Annotated in this window: 14 protein-coding genes; 6 read left to right on the top strand and 8 right to left on the bottom strand. The window is 44.2% G+C overall.

The window, feature by feature from the left end:
* Nucleotides 1-200: 200 nt before the first annotated feature.
* The gene (locus tag BM210_RS07400; protein WP_091166074.1) at nucleotides 201-881 is read right to left on the bottom strand and encodes a DUF421 domain-containing protein; all 681 of its coding nucleotides are present in this window, start codon (nucleotides 879-881) and stop codon (nucleotides 201-203) included.
* 387 nt (nucleotides 882-1,268) lie between these two features.
* On the opposite strand from BM210_RS07400, the gene BM210_RS07395 reads away from it, so the two are divergent.
* The 4 genes from BM210_RS07395 (at nucleotide 1,269) to BM210_RS07380 (ending at nucleotide 3,660) form a co-directional block, all read left to right on the top strand.
* Nucleotides 1,269-1,634, top strand: coding sequence for a hypothetical protein (locus tag BM210_RS07395; protein WP_091166073.1), 366 nt, complete (start codon nucleotides 1,269-1,271; stop codon nucleotides 1,632-1,634).
* 304 nt (nucleotides 1,635-1,938) lie between these two features.
* Nucleotides 1,939-2,484: a LemA family protein gene (locus BM210_RS07390; RefSeq protein ID WP_091166072.1), complete on the top strand. Its 546-nt coding sequence runs from the start codon at nucleotides 1,939-1,941 to the stop codon at nucleotides 2,482-2,484.
* 17 nt (nucleotides 2,485-2,501) lie between these two features.
* Nucleotides 2,502-3,398, top strand: coding sequence for a zinc metalloprotease HtpX (gene htpX, locus BM210_RS07385; RefSeq protein ID WP_091166070.1), 897 nt, complete (start codon nucleotides 2,502-2,504; stop codon nucleotides 3,396-3,398).
* A gap of 13 nt (nucleotides 3,399-3,411) precedes the next feature.
* Nucleotides 3,412-3,660 carry a 2OG-Fe(II) oxygenase gene (locus BM210_RS07380; RefSeq protein ID WP_256223316.1) on the top strand — a complete coding sequence of 83 codons (249 nt, stop codon included), beginning with the start codon at nucleotides 3,412-3,414 and terminating at the stop codon, nucleotides 3,658-3,660.
* A gap of 234 nt (nucleotides 3,661-3,894) precedes the next feature.
* Here the strand turns inward: BM210_RS07380 and BM210_RS07375 are convergent, their stop codons facing one another.
* The 6 genes from BM210_RS07375 to BM210_RS07350 all read right to left on the bottom strand — a co-directional run bounded on the left by BM210_RS07375 (nucleotide 3,895) and on the right by BM210_RS07350 (nucleotide 13,436).
* Nucleotides 3,895-5,031, bottom strand: coding sequence for a response regulator (locus BM210_RS07375; RefSeq protein ID WP_091166068.1), 1,137 nt, complete (start codon nucleotides 5,029-5,031; stop codon nucleotides 3,895-3,897).
* Between the two features lie 29 nt (nucleotides 5,032-5,060).
* Nucleotides 5,061-8,093, bottom strand: coding sequence for an ATP-binding protein (locus tag BM210_RS07370; RefSeq protein WP_091166067.1), 3,033 nt, complete (start codon nucleotides 8,091-8,093; stop codon nucleotides 5,061-5,063).
* A gap of 420 nt (nucleotides 8,094-8,513) precedes the next feature.
* Entirely contained in the window at nucleotides 8,514-8,921 is a 408-nt protein-coding gene (locus BM210_RS07365) for a cytochrome-c oxidase (RefSeq protein WP_091166065.1), read from the bottom strand.
* 643 nt (nucleotides 8,922-9,564) lie between these two features.
* Nucleotides 9,565-10,893: an MFS transporter gene (locus BM210_RS07360; RefSeq protein WP_256223314.1), complete on the bottom strand. Its 1,329-nt coding sequence runs from the start codon at nucleotides 10,891-10,893 to the stop codon at nucleotides 9,565-9,567.
* Complete coding sequence (locus BM210_RS07355; protein ID WP_091166064.1) at nucleotides 10,877-12,505, bottom strand: PEP-utilizing enzyme; 1,629 nt, start codon at nucleotides 12,503-12,505, stop codon at nucleotides 10,877-10,879. Before BM210_RS07355 ends, BM210_RS07360 begins: the two co-directional genes overlap by 17 nt.
* A 46-nt stretch (nucleotides 12,506-12,551) precedes the next feature.
* The gene (locus BM210_RS07350) at nucleotides 12,552-13,436 is read right to left on the bottom strand and encodes a PEP/pyruvate-binding domain-containing protein (RefSeq protein WP_256223312.1); all 885 of its coding nucleotides are present in this window, start codon (nucleotides 13,434-13,436) and stop codon (nucleotides 12,552-12,554) included.
* Between the two features lie 451 nt (nucleotides 13,437-13,887).
* On the opposite strand from BM210_RS07350, the gene BM210_RS07345 reads away from it, so the two are divergent.
* On the top strand, nucleotides 13,888-14,376 hold the full coding sequence (locus BM210_RS07345) for an NUDIX domain-containing protein (RefSeq protein ID WP_177237685.1): 489 nt from the start codon (nucleotides 13,888-13,890) through the stop codon (nucleotides 14,374-14,376).
* Nucleotides 14,377-14,994: 618 nt separating this feature from the next.
* Here BM210_RS07345 and BM210_RS07340 read toward each other — a convergent pair.
* Nucleotides 14,995-15,618, bottom strand: coding sequence for a nitroreductase family protein (locus BM210_RS07340; protein WP_091166060.1), 624 nt, complete (start codon nucleotides 15,616-15,618; stop codon nucleotides 14,995-14,997).
* Between the two features lie 366 nt (nucleotides 15,619-15,984).
* Here BM210_RS07340 and BM210_RS07335 point away from each other — a divergent pair, with 366 nt between their 5' ends.
* Complete coding sequence (locus BM210_RS07335) at nucleotides 15,985-16,770, top strand: alpha/beta hydrolase family protein (protein ID WP_091166059.1); 786 nt, start codon at nucleotides 15,985-15,987, stop codon at nucleotides 16,768-16,770.
* The last annotated feature ends 314 nt before the right edge of the window (nucleotides 16,771-17,084 follow it).

Here is a 17,084-nt window from a genome sequence, read left to right as displayed (position 1 = left end):
GTTATTTCATTTTACACTAAACAAATAATTGTTCTAAAGTTTGAGCGAATTCCTGTGGCTTTTGTGCATAACCTAAATGAATTGGCAAGCTAAGCTTTTCAGCTAAATCTTGACAACATCTTGGGGAATGATCCGACGGAATCCATTCCATTAAATAAAAAAATTTATCTTTTTGTACTGCCTGCTTATTTAAATCAATTTTACATATTTGTTTTTAGATTGATAAAGACACCATCTTGTTGATCGATTTGAGCTAATAAAACATGTTCAAGCTTCACATTGTTTTCTTTCAGCCATATTTTCATCCATTGTGAGTCTTTCTGAATATTTTTTAAATTCTCTTCTATAATTTTACCGTCAATAATACATGCATGGGGAATTCCGCGTGAATGACCTTTGATATTCATATCTGCGCGGGTGATGGACATGCTGTTAGTTTTCTTCATGATGGATAGCGTTCCATCGGTTTCCATAAATGCAAAGTCTATTTCATCTATATAAAAAGCATCTTTCTTCCTTAATAACATTAGAAGTTCATCGATAGTTAGACGTACTCTCTTCATGTTTTCCATCAAGATTTGACCTTCTCTGATGATGATCTGAGGTTCACTGTCTAATAACTTTCTTCCAATAAAACTTTTTAAAGAAATATAATCGGAAAGAAGAACAAGAATTGAAAACATAGTTAAGCCGATTACACCAACAAGCAGGGATACACTTGGATTGAAAATGAGGTTTCCCCCAATAGAACCAAACGTGACTCCAGCAACAAAGTCAAAAAAAGTTAAATGGGATATTAATTTCTTTCCAATAATACGTGCCCAAAATACTAAACCAACAAATGAAATGATTGCACGAAGCAAAATTTCGATAATTGACATGTTTATGACCTCCAATATATGTAATATTATTACCTAAAATAAGGCATATACTACAGGTCAGAAAAAATAGGGACAGATATTCCATTTGGGGGCTGAATTATTGTTAAGTGTGATCTTGTTAAAGCTTGGTGTTAATGCAGGAATATTATGGGAGTTATTGAATTATTCAAACAGGTGCTGTGCTATTATTCATTACCTTCCATAGTTAATTCGATAGGAAGAGCAAACTGATAACGATAGGATTTTCGATGGGAGGAGTAGATTTGTCAGATTACAGACGGCACCACGAAGACTTACACGATCACGGTGACGCGTGGAAGCTATTTATCAGACGATAACTCCAATTCATCAGGTATCCCATCTTCATCGAGTGGTAGCTCAGGTGGTATGTCCAACAATACGACACAGTTCCGAATTTTAGTTGAAGGAAAGGAGCTTGAACAAATCGCTGTATCTGCCGTGTCCAAAGAGGGCGAAAGAACTGTGTTTTCAGTGACGTTGGATGCGTTCCAATTGGATGCGCAGCTTACCAAAGTTGGAAACAAACCGGAGATTGTCATTCCCGTGACGGCAAGCGCGGACAAAGTGACGCTAATTTTGACTGGGGACGCGGTTAAATCGTTGGAAAACAAGCAGGCCGTGCTGACAATCCAAACGCCTAACGGAAACTACAAGCTGCCTGCGCCCGAAATCTCCATCGACCCATTATCGAAGCAGTTGGGGTTGCATTATACTGAAAAAAGGACATACTAAAGAACCTTCCTTTTGAACATTGGAAGGTTTTTCATTCGGATAAGAACTATGGTATCTAAGCTAAGTAGTGGAAGGACTCTCGCTTAACTAAAAGTGCATATATCCAGTGAAGAAGCTTGTCGGTTGGTGGATACTAATATGACCCCGTCTGAAGTGACTGCTGCCGGTACCTTAGAGGTCTTTCCACCTGGAAATCCACTATCATTATAACTACATCCTTAAGTTTGGTACAATATACATATGGTAATAATCATCTATGGATTCCCATGCATTTCAAATATAATTTTGAAAGGAAGAATGTACAGTGTCATTAATTATTACCTTGGTTATAGTCGTGCTGATTGTGCTTTACGCTATTGCTGCTTACAACGGATTAGTTAAATTGCGAAATTGGGTTAAAGAATCGTGGAGCCAAATTGACGTTCAATTGAAGCGTCGACATGATTTGATTCCCAATTTAGTGGAAACCGTTAAAGGTTATGCGTCACATGAAAAGGAAACATTAGAACGAGTTATTTCTGCTAGAAATCAGCTTTTGAGCGGCAGTCCGCAGGAACGTATAGAAGCGGATAACCAACTGGCTGGCGCACTGAAATCGATATTTTCGTTATCGGAGGCTTATCCTGAATTAAAAGCCAACCAAAACTTTTTATCCTTGCAAGAGGAGCTAACTTCAACTGAGAACAAAGTCGCCTATTCGAGGCAGCTCTATAATAAAACTGTTGCCGACTATAACATCAGACGCGAGTCTTTTCCCACAAATCTGCTCGCCGGAATGTTCGGATTCGGACCTGAACAGCTGTTAATCACTCCTGATGTTGAACGTGAAGCACCTAAGGTGACCTTTTAAGGGGGTTAAGATTCCGTATGCTTTATCGGCAAATTGAGCAAAACAAACGTAAAACGGTTTTTCTTATTCTTTTATTCAGTTTGTTAGTTTTGTTAGTCGGTTGGGCGGTTGGATATTTGGTAGACGGTGATTACATTTTCGGTATCGTGCTGGCAGCGATTGTTTTGGTTTTTTATGTTCCTATTACCTATCTATCGGCGACTATGCAAGTCTTGAGTATGTCCGGTGCAACGGAAATACAAAAAGCGGATAATCCGATGTTGTTTAATATCATTGAGGAACTTTCGCTTGCCGCTCACATCCCTATGCCTAGAGTTTATATGGTTGACGACCCGGCACCGAATGCTTTTGCTACGGGGATTAAGCCAGAGAAAGGTGCAGTTGCTTTTACAACTGGACTGCTCGCGAAATTAAACCGAGAAGAGCTGGAGGGCGTAGTCGCTCACGAATTATCGCATATCCGCAATTATGATATTCGGTTGATGACTATTTGTATTGCGCTCGTTGGCGTGATTGCCATCATAGCGGATATCGGGTCACGAATGCTCTTCTATCGTAGTGGTAGAGGAAATAATCGGGATAATCAAAAAGGCGGAAATCCAGTTATCATGATTATCGCTTTGGTATTTATCATATTAGCACCTCTTGCAGCGCATTTCGTGCAGCTTGCAGTCTCGCGTAACCGTGAGTATTTAGCGGATGCCTCTGCTGTTGAATTTACTAGGAATCCTGCTGGTTTAAAACATGCGCTTATTAAAATCAGTCACGATACGGAACAAGTCCAACGCGCGAAAGATGCGACTGCTTCGATGTATTTCGCTAATCCTTTTAGCCGAGATCGTAAGGGAAAAGCCAGCTTATTTGCAACTCACCCGTCGATGGAAAGCCGTATTGAGCGTTTGGAGCAGATGTAGGTAAGCAGATTTAATGCATGTACAAATTGCACATGCAGAAGGACTACAAGATTTACATTATGAACCTGGACAAGAATTTAAAGAACATTATGGTTCTTTTGGACCCAATAACCCTTCTAGTCATAATAATCGAATAAGTACATTAGTCATGTACTTAAATGAAGTAGAAAAAAGAGGAAAAACAACATTTCCAAACTTAGGGATTATTGTTAAACCAGTTAAAGGTTCTGCTGTTTATTTCGAACGAACTAACGCTGCATAGTGGTGAACCTGTTATCCGCGTTGGAAAATGGGTTGCTACTCAATGGATGCGTAAACAGAGAATTCGAGAAGGGTACTAAAGTTAAGATGGACAGAGCGATCAATTTAATATCTATATATTTCATTCAAATATTAAAAGATTTTAGTCAAGAGTTAGTTAGTAAACGCTTAATGAATTTTTTCATGCAAACTGTATATCTGCAGTTTTCGCCCATCATCAGTGATGTCCTCTTGATCATATCTCAATCTGCTCATACAACTGTCGAGTGATAGCGGAGGGTTGAATGTTCAACTCTCCCAGACGTTCCTCAAGCTGCCGATAAGTGCGTAACACATAATCGTGCTTCCCCATGAACAGATACGCCTGCATCGTGAGTCGATAAGCTTCTTCATCATACGGCGACTGGCTGCTTGCACGCTCTGCCGCTTCTGCTGCCTTTTTGCCGTTTTCTTGTGCAAGGTACTGTTTGGAAAGCTTGAGCAGCCATTTCACGGTTGTATTCTCCAACTGTTGAGACAGTTCCATGGCCCAGAAATAATCCTCGCTTGCGAGAAGCTCGCCCTGATAAAGCTGCAGCATTTGTTCCATCTCTGCAATCGAAACATCTGTACTATTATGCCAACCGAGGAGTCCCGACATGAATTGGTGTGCGTCCACACTGATTCGGTCTGTATCCAGTATATAATGTTCTTTCTCGTACGCTACTATGTTTTCTATACCTATTTTCCGAAGGTTCTTCCTTAAAAGACTGACGCAGGTGTGCAAATAAGTTTTTGCCTTCTCATACGGTTCGTCAGGCCACAACTGTTCTATGATTTGGTCACGGTGTAGCGCACTTGGACTCTTGACATGCAGCAGCAGGTACGCGAAAAGCTCCTTTTCCTTGGCCGTCCGCCAATGCATACTTTTACCGTTTATCGAGGCGACATGAAATGTTCCGAGCATACGGACGATCAGTTCTCCGAAGCTTTCAGGGTCATTGGAAGAAGGCTCGGAGGAAAGCCTCCACGCTGTATCTTTCGACAGTCTTTCGATTGTTTTAGATAAGCGCCCGAACTCAATGGGCTTCAGGATGTAATCGATTGCCGCAAGTTCGAAAGCCGCAATTGCATACTGATCGTAGGCCGTCGTAAACACGATTACAGCATCTGGGTCCACCTCATGTATCTTTTCAGCGAGTTCAAGTCCGGTCATCCCCGGCATTTCGATATCTAGAAACCAAACATGCGGACGAATGTGCCGGAGGGCGTTAATGGCTTCGAAACCGTTGGCTGAGCGCCCAGCGATGTTAACTTTTCCCGTTCGAACGAGGAATATTTCCAGCATATTCAGCGAATGAAGCTCGTCGTCTACCAAATACGCTTGCAGCATAGTATCGCACTCCCTTTCTTAATGTTCGTTTATTGATATGGAAACATGATCGTCACCTTCGTACCATGGCCAAGCGTACTATTGATTATGGGTGTTTGTCCGTTCAGATGCTTTAGCCGCCTAGCCATATTTTTTAGGCCGATGCCTTGTCCCTGAGATCTTCGCACGAACAATGAGCTTACTTGCTCCTGTGTCATGCCAACTCCGTCATCCTCTACAACAACTTTCACCAAATCTTCGTGCTCTCTGATCGTCAATCGGACGGTGCCTCCGTTTACCTTTCTGGAGACTCCGTGGCGAATTGCATTCTCTACTAACGGCTCAATGATGAGCGGCATGACCTTGCAGTGGTAGAGCGATTCGTCCACATCAAACTCTACTTTTAGCCGCTTGCCGAAGCGCTCCTGCTCAATCTCGACATATGCCAGAACGAGCTCCATTTCTTTGCTTAGCGGAATGGTTTCCTCCGAATTATCCAGATGGAAAAGAATGCGTAAATAGCGGCTGAAGCTTCCAAGCAGCTCGCCAGCCCTTGGGCCGTCTGTATAGCACAATGACATAATAGTGCCCAACGCGTTATACAAAAAGTGCGGCTTAATCTGCGATCGGAGGAACGCCATTTCATTGTCAGCTGCTTCCTTAACAAGCCGTTTCATGCCAAGGAGTGTATGAACTCTGACTAGGATTTCCCCCGCATCAAGCGGACGGGTAATGAAATCATTGCCGCCTGCTGCGATGCAGGATTCAATATCCACTGGTGTGCTGCGAGTGTTAACAAATAATACGGGCAGCTCAGCTTGGCTGAAATCGAGCCGGATTCGCTTGCACACTTCAAAGCCGGTTACGGATGGAAGCATAACGTCCAAAATGATCAGATCGAGTCTTCCACGTTGTGTTATGGCTGTTTGCACTTCCACATCGGAGCTGGCAAATGCCACCCGAAAACCTTCCGTGGTAAGAAGACTGTTCAACTGCTCCATGTCGACCAAGTCGGTTGTCGCGATCAAAATGGTCGCCGAAGGACTACCTAACAAGTCTTCGAGGTCCGAACCAGCTTTCAATGGGCCTTCTTCCTGAAAAGCCGTTGCAGCGGCTTCTGTATCTTCGAGAGCTGCGGAAGGCAGAGCAATCTGCATCGTTCCTACACTATCGTTGATTACAAGCTTGCCACCCATTAATTTAACGAGTTCGGTAGCAATGGACAATCCTGCGGCCACGCTGTGTACGTCCATGGAAGTAGAAGATTCCTTCATCTCGTTATGTGTCAACACCACTCTGCGGGCATCGTGTCGGATCATTATCTGGACGCAGCCGTTATCCTGCCGACATTCGAATAAGATCTCCCCGTTGTTCTGAAGACCGATTATATGATAAACGAGGTTATAGAGAACTTGCAGCAATCGGCTTTCATCCGCGATGACATATCTAGCCTCCGGTTCAATCCTACGCTCGAGGACGATCCCTTTCGCAGTTGCCAGGAAACCGAACACATCGATCACCACGGAGATGCAAGACACGAGATCAACCATGCCAGGAATGATCTTCAAACTACCGTCCTTAAACCGCGAAATATCGATCAGGTCATTCACCAGGTTGGACATCCGGTAAGCAGTGTTCCTAATAATTTGTAGCTTTTCCCGAATCTCAGCCTCGTTCGGCCTACGCACCGGTGTTTCAAGAAGTGATCGGGACAAGTGAATGATGCTGTGAAGAGGCGAATTCAGCTCATGTGAGGTAAGAAGCAGAAACTCATCCTTCATCCGGTCGGCAATTTGGAGCTTGCGGGTAAGCTGCTGCATGGAATCATAGGCGCGAACATATTGGTACACAAGCAGTAAAGCAAACGCCATCAGAATAAACAGCACGGTCATATTCGACAGAGCTATGCTTATCAAATTCCAAGTGTTTAAGATCGTAAGCATGCTTGAAAGAAATAATGTCCACACGGATGCGATCAGCAGCTGGAACTGAGGCTTGGTGATTGAACCATATTTCCCAGAAGCATACTGATGAAACAAGAAGGCAGAGGCTGCAACAAAGGTTAACAGGCTCATGACATAAAAGCTTTCTTGTCCGTTCGAATAGAATCTAAAAGGAGTTATCGCGATCAAGAGACAATATAAGGCATGAAAGGAGCTTATGACCATCAGCCCTATTCGCATCCTTCGATTCGTAACAATCTTTGAAATAATCAAAAAGACAAGCATAGGCATGATGTACACAGAGATGTATTTGATCTTAAAGGCAAGCTCGAAAGACAGATCCGGAAACATTTGCAGCAGCATTCGCTCCCCGTTCGTAAACACGATCACAGCAAAACTGAAAAAGAAAAAAGCGTGCAACAGTTGGAGTATGTCACGGTGAAGGTGAAAGAACAAGTATAAGAACAGTAATCCGAAGAGGAGAAGGAATCCCATGACCACCAGCTCGAGACCAGTCTGAAAGATTTTCTTATTTTCCATATGCGGACCCAGACCGAATTCTATAGAACTGAAAATTCCCCCACTTCGAAAATCAAAATTCGCTGCTTGCAGCACAATTTCGATTTCTGCCGCATCACTCCTGAAATAGACGGTATACGGCACGTTGCGAGGCTCGTAGGTTTCGAGAGAGATTCCGGGTATCCCAGACTGTCCAAGCAGCTTACCGTCAACATACAGAGCATCGGAAAACCGGATATACCGTTTGGAAATCGCCAGTGTTTGATCAATAGGTATGTTCCGAATGACCAGCCTATATGTCCCGTAGCCTTTGCCGCTCATTTTGGTGCCTTTATTGATTTTCTCATTCTCCCAATTACCAGGCACGTGAATCATCACTGACTTTAGCTGAGCATTATGAATCTCAGCAGGCGACAGAAGTTGATGTGGATAAAATTCCCACTCTCCATCCAATGAAAAAATCCCTGTTTTTGTAAGATCCCAGCCGCGCAAATCGAGCACGCCATGTTCTGCTGCGGGTGTCTCCCGAGCCCCGGTTATCTGCTGCAGTGCAACCAGCAAGATGATCAGAGTGAGTGCAAAAATCCCCTGAAGAAAGTGATCCTTCCATATGATAAGCACCGAAGAAACCCCTTTCCTATTGTTGTAGACAGTTTTTCCGTGCCTTTGGCCTCTATTCTATCAATCATCACATAAAAATCGCTTAACAAAACTTAAACCAAGTTATCTCATCCACCATACAGAAGAAATTGTATTGTTATTTTAACGTATGGAATCCGGTTTGATCAATGTAAACCAATAAGTCAGTGAAGAGCACCCTTTAAAATAGGATATGGAAATACTTCCGGGTTCATTTATTCGAGGGATCCAAAAGAAATACACAGCCCGAGCGGAGAAAGCGGACCTTTCTGGAGAAACGAAGTGTTCGCCTGCAGCATCACAGCAAAAAAGCCGACGACTCCTACCCTTAGGTTGAGTATCCGACTTTTTTATCCCGTATAGGCTAAAGCATGATGAAGATCAAGATGAGGTGTCCGATGATTACAAAGAGGTAGTTTTATTATGAATAATCGCTTGTTCTTTAGTTGCATGGACATTAAGGATAACGTTAAGCATAAATAATACGACAGCAATAGCGGTTACAGTACCCCCAACGGCAACTATAGGTTCAGTATTAGGAACACCGCTAACTAAAAGAAATAAGCTGATCATCATGATAGGAAGTCCGATATTATGTAGCCAAAAATGAAATTTACCTAATCGGGAGTCCGCTGCTTTTGGAAAAACACTATAGACCAAACCAGCTAATGCAAGCGAAACCCAACCAACAAGATTGATATGAGCATGAACCGAAGCGAATTCAAATTTGTGAGTAATCGACATAAACATGCCGAAACAGACACCTACAACAAAATAAATGGATGCGATTTTAATAAGTGTAGCTCCCATTGACGTACCTCCTCAAAATGACTATTCTTAACCTGCAATATCATGAATGAGAAAAATTTGTACATTACTTTTCAAGTTCATACGGAAATACGGGGAACTGAATCAGGTCCGATTGAGCAATGGGTAGAAATACAATTTTATCATGACTAGGGTCTCCTTTTGGTAGTTTATGGAGATCACTCCCGTCATAATATATGGGCTTGTCATGTTCATTTGACACAATAATCACCTCCTTTTTTAATGATAAATACCAACATATAAGATCTTTTTGATATTTTTATGGAATATCAAAATCATTGTATTACTGTTCTTATGAAATTAGAATGCAGTGCAAAGGCTGCGAAATATATACCATTTGTAAGACAAGCTGATGCTGTGGTTATTAGTTTCGGAGCTTTGAAATACTTAGATAATTCGCATATTGATGCAGACGCGTAATCAACATGCAGCAGCAGGCAAAGCGGGTAATGTGAATCTGTTCAAATCCCGTACTATAGGTCTGATTTTTTTTGCGTTCAAACAAAAAAAAGCGTGGGTATGAAGAGCTACGCTTATTACGTCAGTTCTTTTTTTATTTCACAAGGAGGTAATACGAAGTGGTAGCAAACAATTTGAATGGTTCTCAGCCGGCTATTGGCCATTCCTAATCGGCCTTCGCCGAGCTGCCAGTCCGTTCCGTCAGGCCACCAGACAGAGGCAGACCCACCGCAGCCACAATAAGCAGGCAGTAAAACAGCACATGAAAATCGAGCATCACGCTGACCATCACGGAAGCCGCCATGCCGCCGATATAGCGGGAAGTGGAAAAGATGCCCGCGGCAAGGCCCGACATATCCTTCGATACCGCTTGCAGCGAAGCGGCCTGCATGGACGGCGTACCGATACCCGAACCGATCCCGCCGACCAGTAAAACGGCCGCTATATAAGAGATATTCGGGTAGACGTAAATGCCTAAGTAACCAAGCAGAGCTGTCGCTGAGACCGCAAAGGACAGCAGCACGAGAAGCCTTTTTCCGAGCCGCTCAGTCAGCGATCCGCCGATCCAGGAACAGGCAGACATGGACAGGGAGAATACAAACAGCAGCATCCCCACCGTCTGCACGGAATAATGATAGACCGTCTGTAGCAGTACGGGTACAACCAGAATAGTGCTGTACATGATCGCGTTACTTAACAGGATAGCTATATTTGCGCTGCTGAACATTCGGTTCCTGAAGAGTGAAAATTGGATCAAGGGCGCCTTGAAACGCCTTTCCCGATGAATGAAAAGCATCGTGATGAGCGCCAGTTCGGCAGCGGTCCACGCGCTGAAAAACTCGCGATGTGTCACAATCAGGGTCAGCAAGGTAAAGCCAGCAGCCATATAAACCGCCCCCAATATATCAAGGGTCGCATCGCCGCTCCTTGGGAGTGTGCGTGGAAGATAAACCCAAGCCATCACGAGGCTAAGGAGGGCGAACGGGATGTTGATCCAAAATATCGATGTCCATCCTATTCCACCGATCAGTATGGAACCGACCAGTGGCCCAATCGCGGCCCCGAGGCCCATCAACAGGCCGAACGTTCCGAACGCCTTACCCAGCCTTTCTTTGGGAACGACGTCGCGTATCAAGGCGGTTGCGTTCGGAGTTGCTATTGCACCACCAAGCGCCTGTACCGCCCGGAACATGATAAGCCACAGCAGACTGAAGGAAAACATGCATGCCGCTGAAGCGATAAGAAAGAGCATCATGCCCAGCAGAAACATTGTCCGCTTGCCGTACAAATCGCCCATTTTACCTGCAATGGGCTGAATAGCTGCCATGACGATGAGGTAAATCGTAATTACCCACGAGGCTTGCGCCAGACTGACGTCCAGCGCGCCAGCTATCGTCGGCAGCCCCACAGCGATCATTGTGGAATTGACGGGAACTAGAAACGTTCCCGTCAAGATGGACAGCAGGCTGAGCCGATAACTAGGACTGCTGTCCAAAATGGACCACTCCCTTGGTACCGTCCACCGTAACTATGTCGTCATCCTTCAGCAGAGACGTCGCAACCTTCGAGCCCACAACGGCCGGAAGCTTATATTCCCTGGCCACCGTACCCGCATGAGATAAAATTCCGCCAGCATCAGTCACAATTGCTCCCACAATGGAGAACAGCACCGTCCATGGTGGGGTCGTCGTCTTGCAGACCAGTACATCTCCCTGCTGAACCTTGGAAAAGTCCTCCGGAACGCGGACTACTTTAACCGTACCTGTATAGGATCCTTGGGAAGCAGCATAACCGGTAAACGTCTGCTCCTGAATTTCGGGCGGCTTTCCGCCGAAGATTCGCTCCAGAGCCGGATCCATCGGCGCTTCGGGCGGTGTCCCGTAGAAAGGTGTCGGCTGCTTCAGTTTGTTCTCTTCATATTCCGCTTTTCTTTGTCCAATCTGAGCATGCAGCGGTGTCGGATTGGACAGCATAGCCAAGAGCTCATCGAGATAGAGGAAGAAAATATCACCTTTGTCTTCCATGACCCCCTGGTCCACCAGTAACCTGCCTACATTCAACAAAAATAGCCGTGATTTAGCAGGAAGCATGGCATCGATGTAGAAATGATGGTCCTCATCCAGTCCCCAACTATCCAAAGCCCATTGATACATCATAACGAAGGTCTGCTTCAATTCCATTTCCGGGAGGCCTGCGATCACTTCCTCCGCCTTGGCTTCTCTCTGCCGCACGGTCTCCGCAAATTCAAGGTCGAAGTCATAATCCTTCTTGATGTACCTTGCGATAATGCGCAGCGCGTATTCCGGGTTCTCGGCCCAAATTTCATCGTTAAACTCGTGAGAATTGGTTGAGCGTTGCCCATATATCTCCAAAACATCCTGAAGGCGTTTCAGCAGTGCGAGGCCTTCCTCAGTTTGTTCGATACGCACCTTGTAGCCCATTTCTGTCGCTTCCTCGGCAAAAGCGGCCACCAGTACCGGAGACTGCTTAGCCCAATCTGATAGCTTCCACAGCTCTCTGTCGGTTTCGAGCGATTTGTTCATGACCCCCGCTAGCATATCGTATACGACTGCTGAATCTGCTCTTCCCGTTAGTTGGCCGTACATTTGCTCCAAGGCTATAAAGGCGGTACGCGGAAGGATAATCTCAAAGTGCAGTTGCCAGGCCCTGCGGTAGAAATCGAACAATCCAAGCAGTTTCTCTTTCGCTTCCCCAACTGTTAAAGCACGCTTGCTGTCTTCGTCCAGACTCCGGTAGAACGGCAAAAACTCTTGATCCACATAGTTTCTCAGGTGCTGATTCAACAGTGGAAGGATCGCCCCAATGGTTTTCTTATGCTCCTCCAATCGCTCCTGCAGGTCGCCTGGATATGGAACGGTATACTGATAAATTCGACCATCTGCCAGTTTATAACGAAATTGGGACAAAGGCATCTTCAGATTTTCGAAAGCCACCTTTGTGCCTTCCGTCACCGCCGGAACCATAAATGAGGCGAACAACGGCGTCAGCGCATGCGACAGGTGAACGTCGTCCTGGACCCAAAACCCCTGTTTGATATCTTCCTCATGTAGCATAAGATCACTTCGAAACGTTTCTGTAATAGCCATATTGTAGCTTGCCCTCCAGTTTAGGTGTGTTTTTGCCAGACTATAGTTACGTAGTAACCGGTCTTGCCTGTAAAATGTAAATATGTCCGTCTTTTATAGCAAACTCAATGTCAACGGGCATCCCGTAGAAAACTTCAATTTTACGTGTCTGCTCCGCCAACTCGGCGACATGTTCGTCGGATAGACAGAAGCGATTTTGCTCCTCTTCCGTTGTTGTGAGTTCCACCGTCCCTTTGTCGGCTGCTACGATTTTAACTTCCTTCAATCCCAACTCTTTTTCTATGTGCCCGTCGGTTTTGCCTATGACATAAGAATCGGGTGTGACCAGACCGGAAACGATCGCCTCGCCCAAGCCGTAGCTTGCATTAATGATGATCTCGTCTTCATTGTGCGTCACAGGATTCAAGCTGAAAATTACGCCCGATACGTCCGCTTGCACCATCTGCTGCACCAATACGCCCATAGGAAAGCTGCCCATATCGGAACTCACATTTTTTTGCTGCGCGTAATCCCGAACCCTTGCTGAAAAGAGAGAGGCCCAGCAACGTTTCAGGCTATTCAGCAAGTGCGTCAGGTCAGTTACATTTAAAATCGTCTCGTACTGCCCCGCAAATGAGGCCTCCTCCAGATCCTCCGCCGAGGACGAGGAACGCACCGCCACAGCCATCATCCCACTCGCAGACTGGCCACGCATGGACTCGAAGGATGCTGCTACTTCGTCATAAACATCCTCTGGCAGCCGTGCTTCGATTAGCTTACTTTCAAAATCCCCTATGAGCTCGGGGGTTCGCAGATCGTTTGCTTCCAGAAAACGTTCCAACGCATTCGAGGTAATAACGAAACCACCTGGGACTTTAACGCTTTGTCCTGTCAATTTTGCAAGCTGCAGCGCTTTCGATCCAACTGTTTGAATATGTTCATGGCCAGCCATGTTAAGCGTCACCGTATACATTAGAGATGAAGATACCCCCTTTCAATTTATATTTACAATTTCTTAATAAAAGTAATTTAAAGTGCATTAAGTATATATCCTACTTGACAATTATGAACACTAACGAAAGTTAGTTTCTCGCAAAAAAATAAACCAACAATGGGGCATCTTTCCGTCCCATTTGTTGGCTTATCATCTATCTATCCTACTTAATCCAATAGCTTCATTTCTCTTGCACGCGCAATCGCCTGAGATCGTCATTTCGCGCCAAGCTATGAGGCTAAGAATCGAAAGAATCTGGCTGCAACAGCGATTGGAAGAGGGGTCTGCTTTCGCAGCGCCTCTTTGCTGGCATGATGTTTAGTTCATCTTATATAGATAGAATATCAATATTTAATATGAATAAAACTTTCGTGGTATTATACCATTAAATGGAATGGGAGTGATGTATATGAGAGTTGCTTGTTCTGCTGGGGGATTAATCGTTAAAGACAACAAAGTGTTGCTTGTGAAGATTGCATATGGTGCAAATAAGGATTACTGGATGATACCAGGAGGATTTGTTGAAGAAGGGGAAACATTTGAAGAAGCAGCAATAAGGGAAGTAAAAGAAGAATCAGGGATTGTAGCTCGACCTAAAAGGCTTGTTGGTGTTAGAACGGGAACTAAAGAGCTTCAAAACGGATTGGAGCTAGGTATATATTTCATCTTTGAGATGGAATTGATATCTGGTGACTTACTTGCTGATGGCTCAGAGATTTCAGAAGTTCAGTTTAGACCCGTTGATGAAGTACTTAAAGATTCACAAGTTATAAGTTTAACACAGGAAATATTGCGTACATACACAAACACATTACCAAACTCTGGGTTAAGTAAAGTTGAGAACCCTATCCAAACGAATAATAAATACATTAAGTATGATGTTTACACCTCCTTGTAATGCCTGAAGTGTTATACAAACAGTTTTTCAAAAACTATATAAGATGAACCAAAGAAACACACACACCGAGCGTAGAAAGCGGATCCTTCTGGAGAAACGAAGTGTTCGCCTTTGCAGACGGATTCTTACCTCTATGAGGCTAAGAATCGAAAGAATCTGGCTGCAACAGCGATTGGAAGAGGGGTCTGCTTTCGCAGCGGCTCTTTGCTGGCATAATGTTTAGTTCATTTTATATAGGCTAACGAAAGTTCACCAAGACGGGCACAGAGTTCCAGACCTTGACTCCTCGCCGAGGAAGTTTCGTGATGGCCGGTTCCGGACAAAAAGATATTTAAATGGATTTTTTACGTGCATTGTTTTCCCATGATTGAACTCATCTCATTAAGATTTTTGATGAATAGGTGATAAAAAAAAGGAGACTTGGCTCGAAGCCAGGTCTCCGGTTGTCCGGAAGAATTAATTACAACTATTAGAATTGGATTCATATTTTTTTGGAAACATACTATTGAATACCTTTACTGTCAAGTTGAATATACGGAAGTTAAAAACCTCATATATTGAGGGGATTATACTTTTTTTCAATGGCACTCGTTGAACGGCCAGGCTTTTTGCATCTGATTATTGATTAAACTTCCCATCTACAATACTTTCACTCAAGGGCCTACGGCCATTCGGTTGTTCTTTATCCTGAAAGCTCTCATGAAGTGCTTCCTTCGTTCCAGGATAGCCAAGTGCAATCACCGCATGCAGTTCGATTTCATCCGGAACATCCAAAACAACACGGGCCTTGTCTTTATCATAGCCACCCACAGCACGCGTCGTCAGACCCAGTATTCGTGCCTGCAAAGCAATAGACGCCCAAGCAGCCCCAGTATCAAAGGCATGCGAACGATTCGGCTCTCCATCAGCTCGAAGCTTATCAGAGGCCAATAATAGAAGCACCGGGGCAAAGTCAGTCCAAAGTCTGTTGTTCGGTCTGATAAACTCCTCAAATCGTTTCCGCTGCTCTGGTGTCCTGGCGACAATAAAACGCCATGGCTGCAAATTACTCGACGATGGAGCCCAACGGGCAGCCTCCAGAATTGTATACAGCACATCGTCCGGCACATTACGAGTTTCATAAGAACGCGAGGACCAGCGATTTAAAAACAAAGGATAAACCGGGTAATCAGCCTTACGGGTAGCGTCAACTTCTGGTAAAATGCTTTCTGTAAATAAATAGGTAGTCGTATTTGCTGTCATATTGGATCCCAGCCCTTTCTCTCATTCCATGTAATAAAAAAAGAGACCTCCTGTAAAAAGGATGTCTCCGAAAATACGGTCGACTGCTGTGTATCAAATTAAAATCACAGTAAACACATGTGAATAATAATTTAATACTATCAATCGTAATTATAAATGTCAATGGAAATATTTAATTGACAGTTCCTCAAAGGATTGTTATATTCTTATTAATCATATAGGAATAATGAATTTTGATCCTATTTTAAAAAACTTTTGGTATTCCATAGCATGTGTGGACACCGTTTAAACGGAGACATTCTCTTTTCATAAAGAATGTCTTTTTTTATTTTATATCTAAATGATTTAAAAGAAGGAGTGAGCTATTTGGGAAATGCGCTTGTTGTGAAGAAGGATTTTCGGATTAATCTGGAAAACGAATTATTTATTCGAGGAGAAGCTACGCTTGTTGAGGAACAGATCGCAAAACCGGTTTTGGTAATCAGCCACGGGTTTAGAGGATATAAAGATTGGGGATTCTGGCCTTATGTCACAGCGTGGTTTGCAGAACGCGGATTCTACGTAGTTCATTTTGACTTTTCACGTGTGGGTGCCCAGAACAGTGGAGCCGATGAGGTTTCCGTTCAAAGACTGAGCACAGTGTCCAGAGAATTATCTGATTTGGGGGCTATACTCGCTAATCTAAGAGAGCATAAGCTGCCATTAGCCGAGCAAGCCGATATAGACCGTATCACCCTGCTTGGGCACAGTAGGGCAGGCGGAAGCAACATCATCTTTGCCGCCGAGCATTCATATATTAGCGCTGTTATTGCCTGGAACGGCGGACCTCCTCCTAAAGCAGTTGCTGGAAACCCGAACCCCTTTATTAATGATGATGTGGAGCATAACAAGCAGAGATTCGACACAGCTCGTCTTCTTGCTTCTCTTACGTCACCAGTGCTTATTATCCAAGGAAACAAGGATCGGGAAGCTTTGCTTGAGGGGCAGCGGCTGTTGAAGGAAGCAGCTCCCAATCAAACCTATGTCAGCATACGCGATGCGGATCATTTTTTTGGAGGAGAGCATCCATTTCATCACACAACCCCGTATCTGGAGGAAGCATTAGAAGTTACGCATAGCTTCATAACAAAATTAGATTCCTATCCGCAATAACCTCGATCAGTTTGTGTTGAATGCCGGTAAAATGGGGTATCTTATTCCTATATTTTGAAAGTTAACTTTTGACAGATGAGCTTCCTCTAAAGGACAAGAGTTCAATAAATAAACGTAGGCAGCCGGTACCAATAAACGGCTGCCTTTTTCACGCTATTCCAGCTAATAGCTTAGGAATTGGGGAGCTTTTCCTCGATGTCTAAATTTGCTTACTTAGTCTATCTAAGATGAACCAAAGAAACACACAGCCCGTGCGGAGAAAGCGGACCCTTCTGGAGAAACGAAGTGTTCGCCTTTGCAGACGGATGCTTACC

Source organism: Paenibacillus sp. 1_12 (genome assembly GCF_900114475.1).
In the GTDB taxonomy this organism is placed as follows: Bacteria; Bacillota; Bacilli; order Paenibacillales; family NBRC-103111; genus Paenibacillus_S.
The sequence above is the reverse complement of the archived record's forward strand: the minus strand, read 5'-3'. Positions and strand labels throughout refer to the sequence as shown.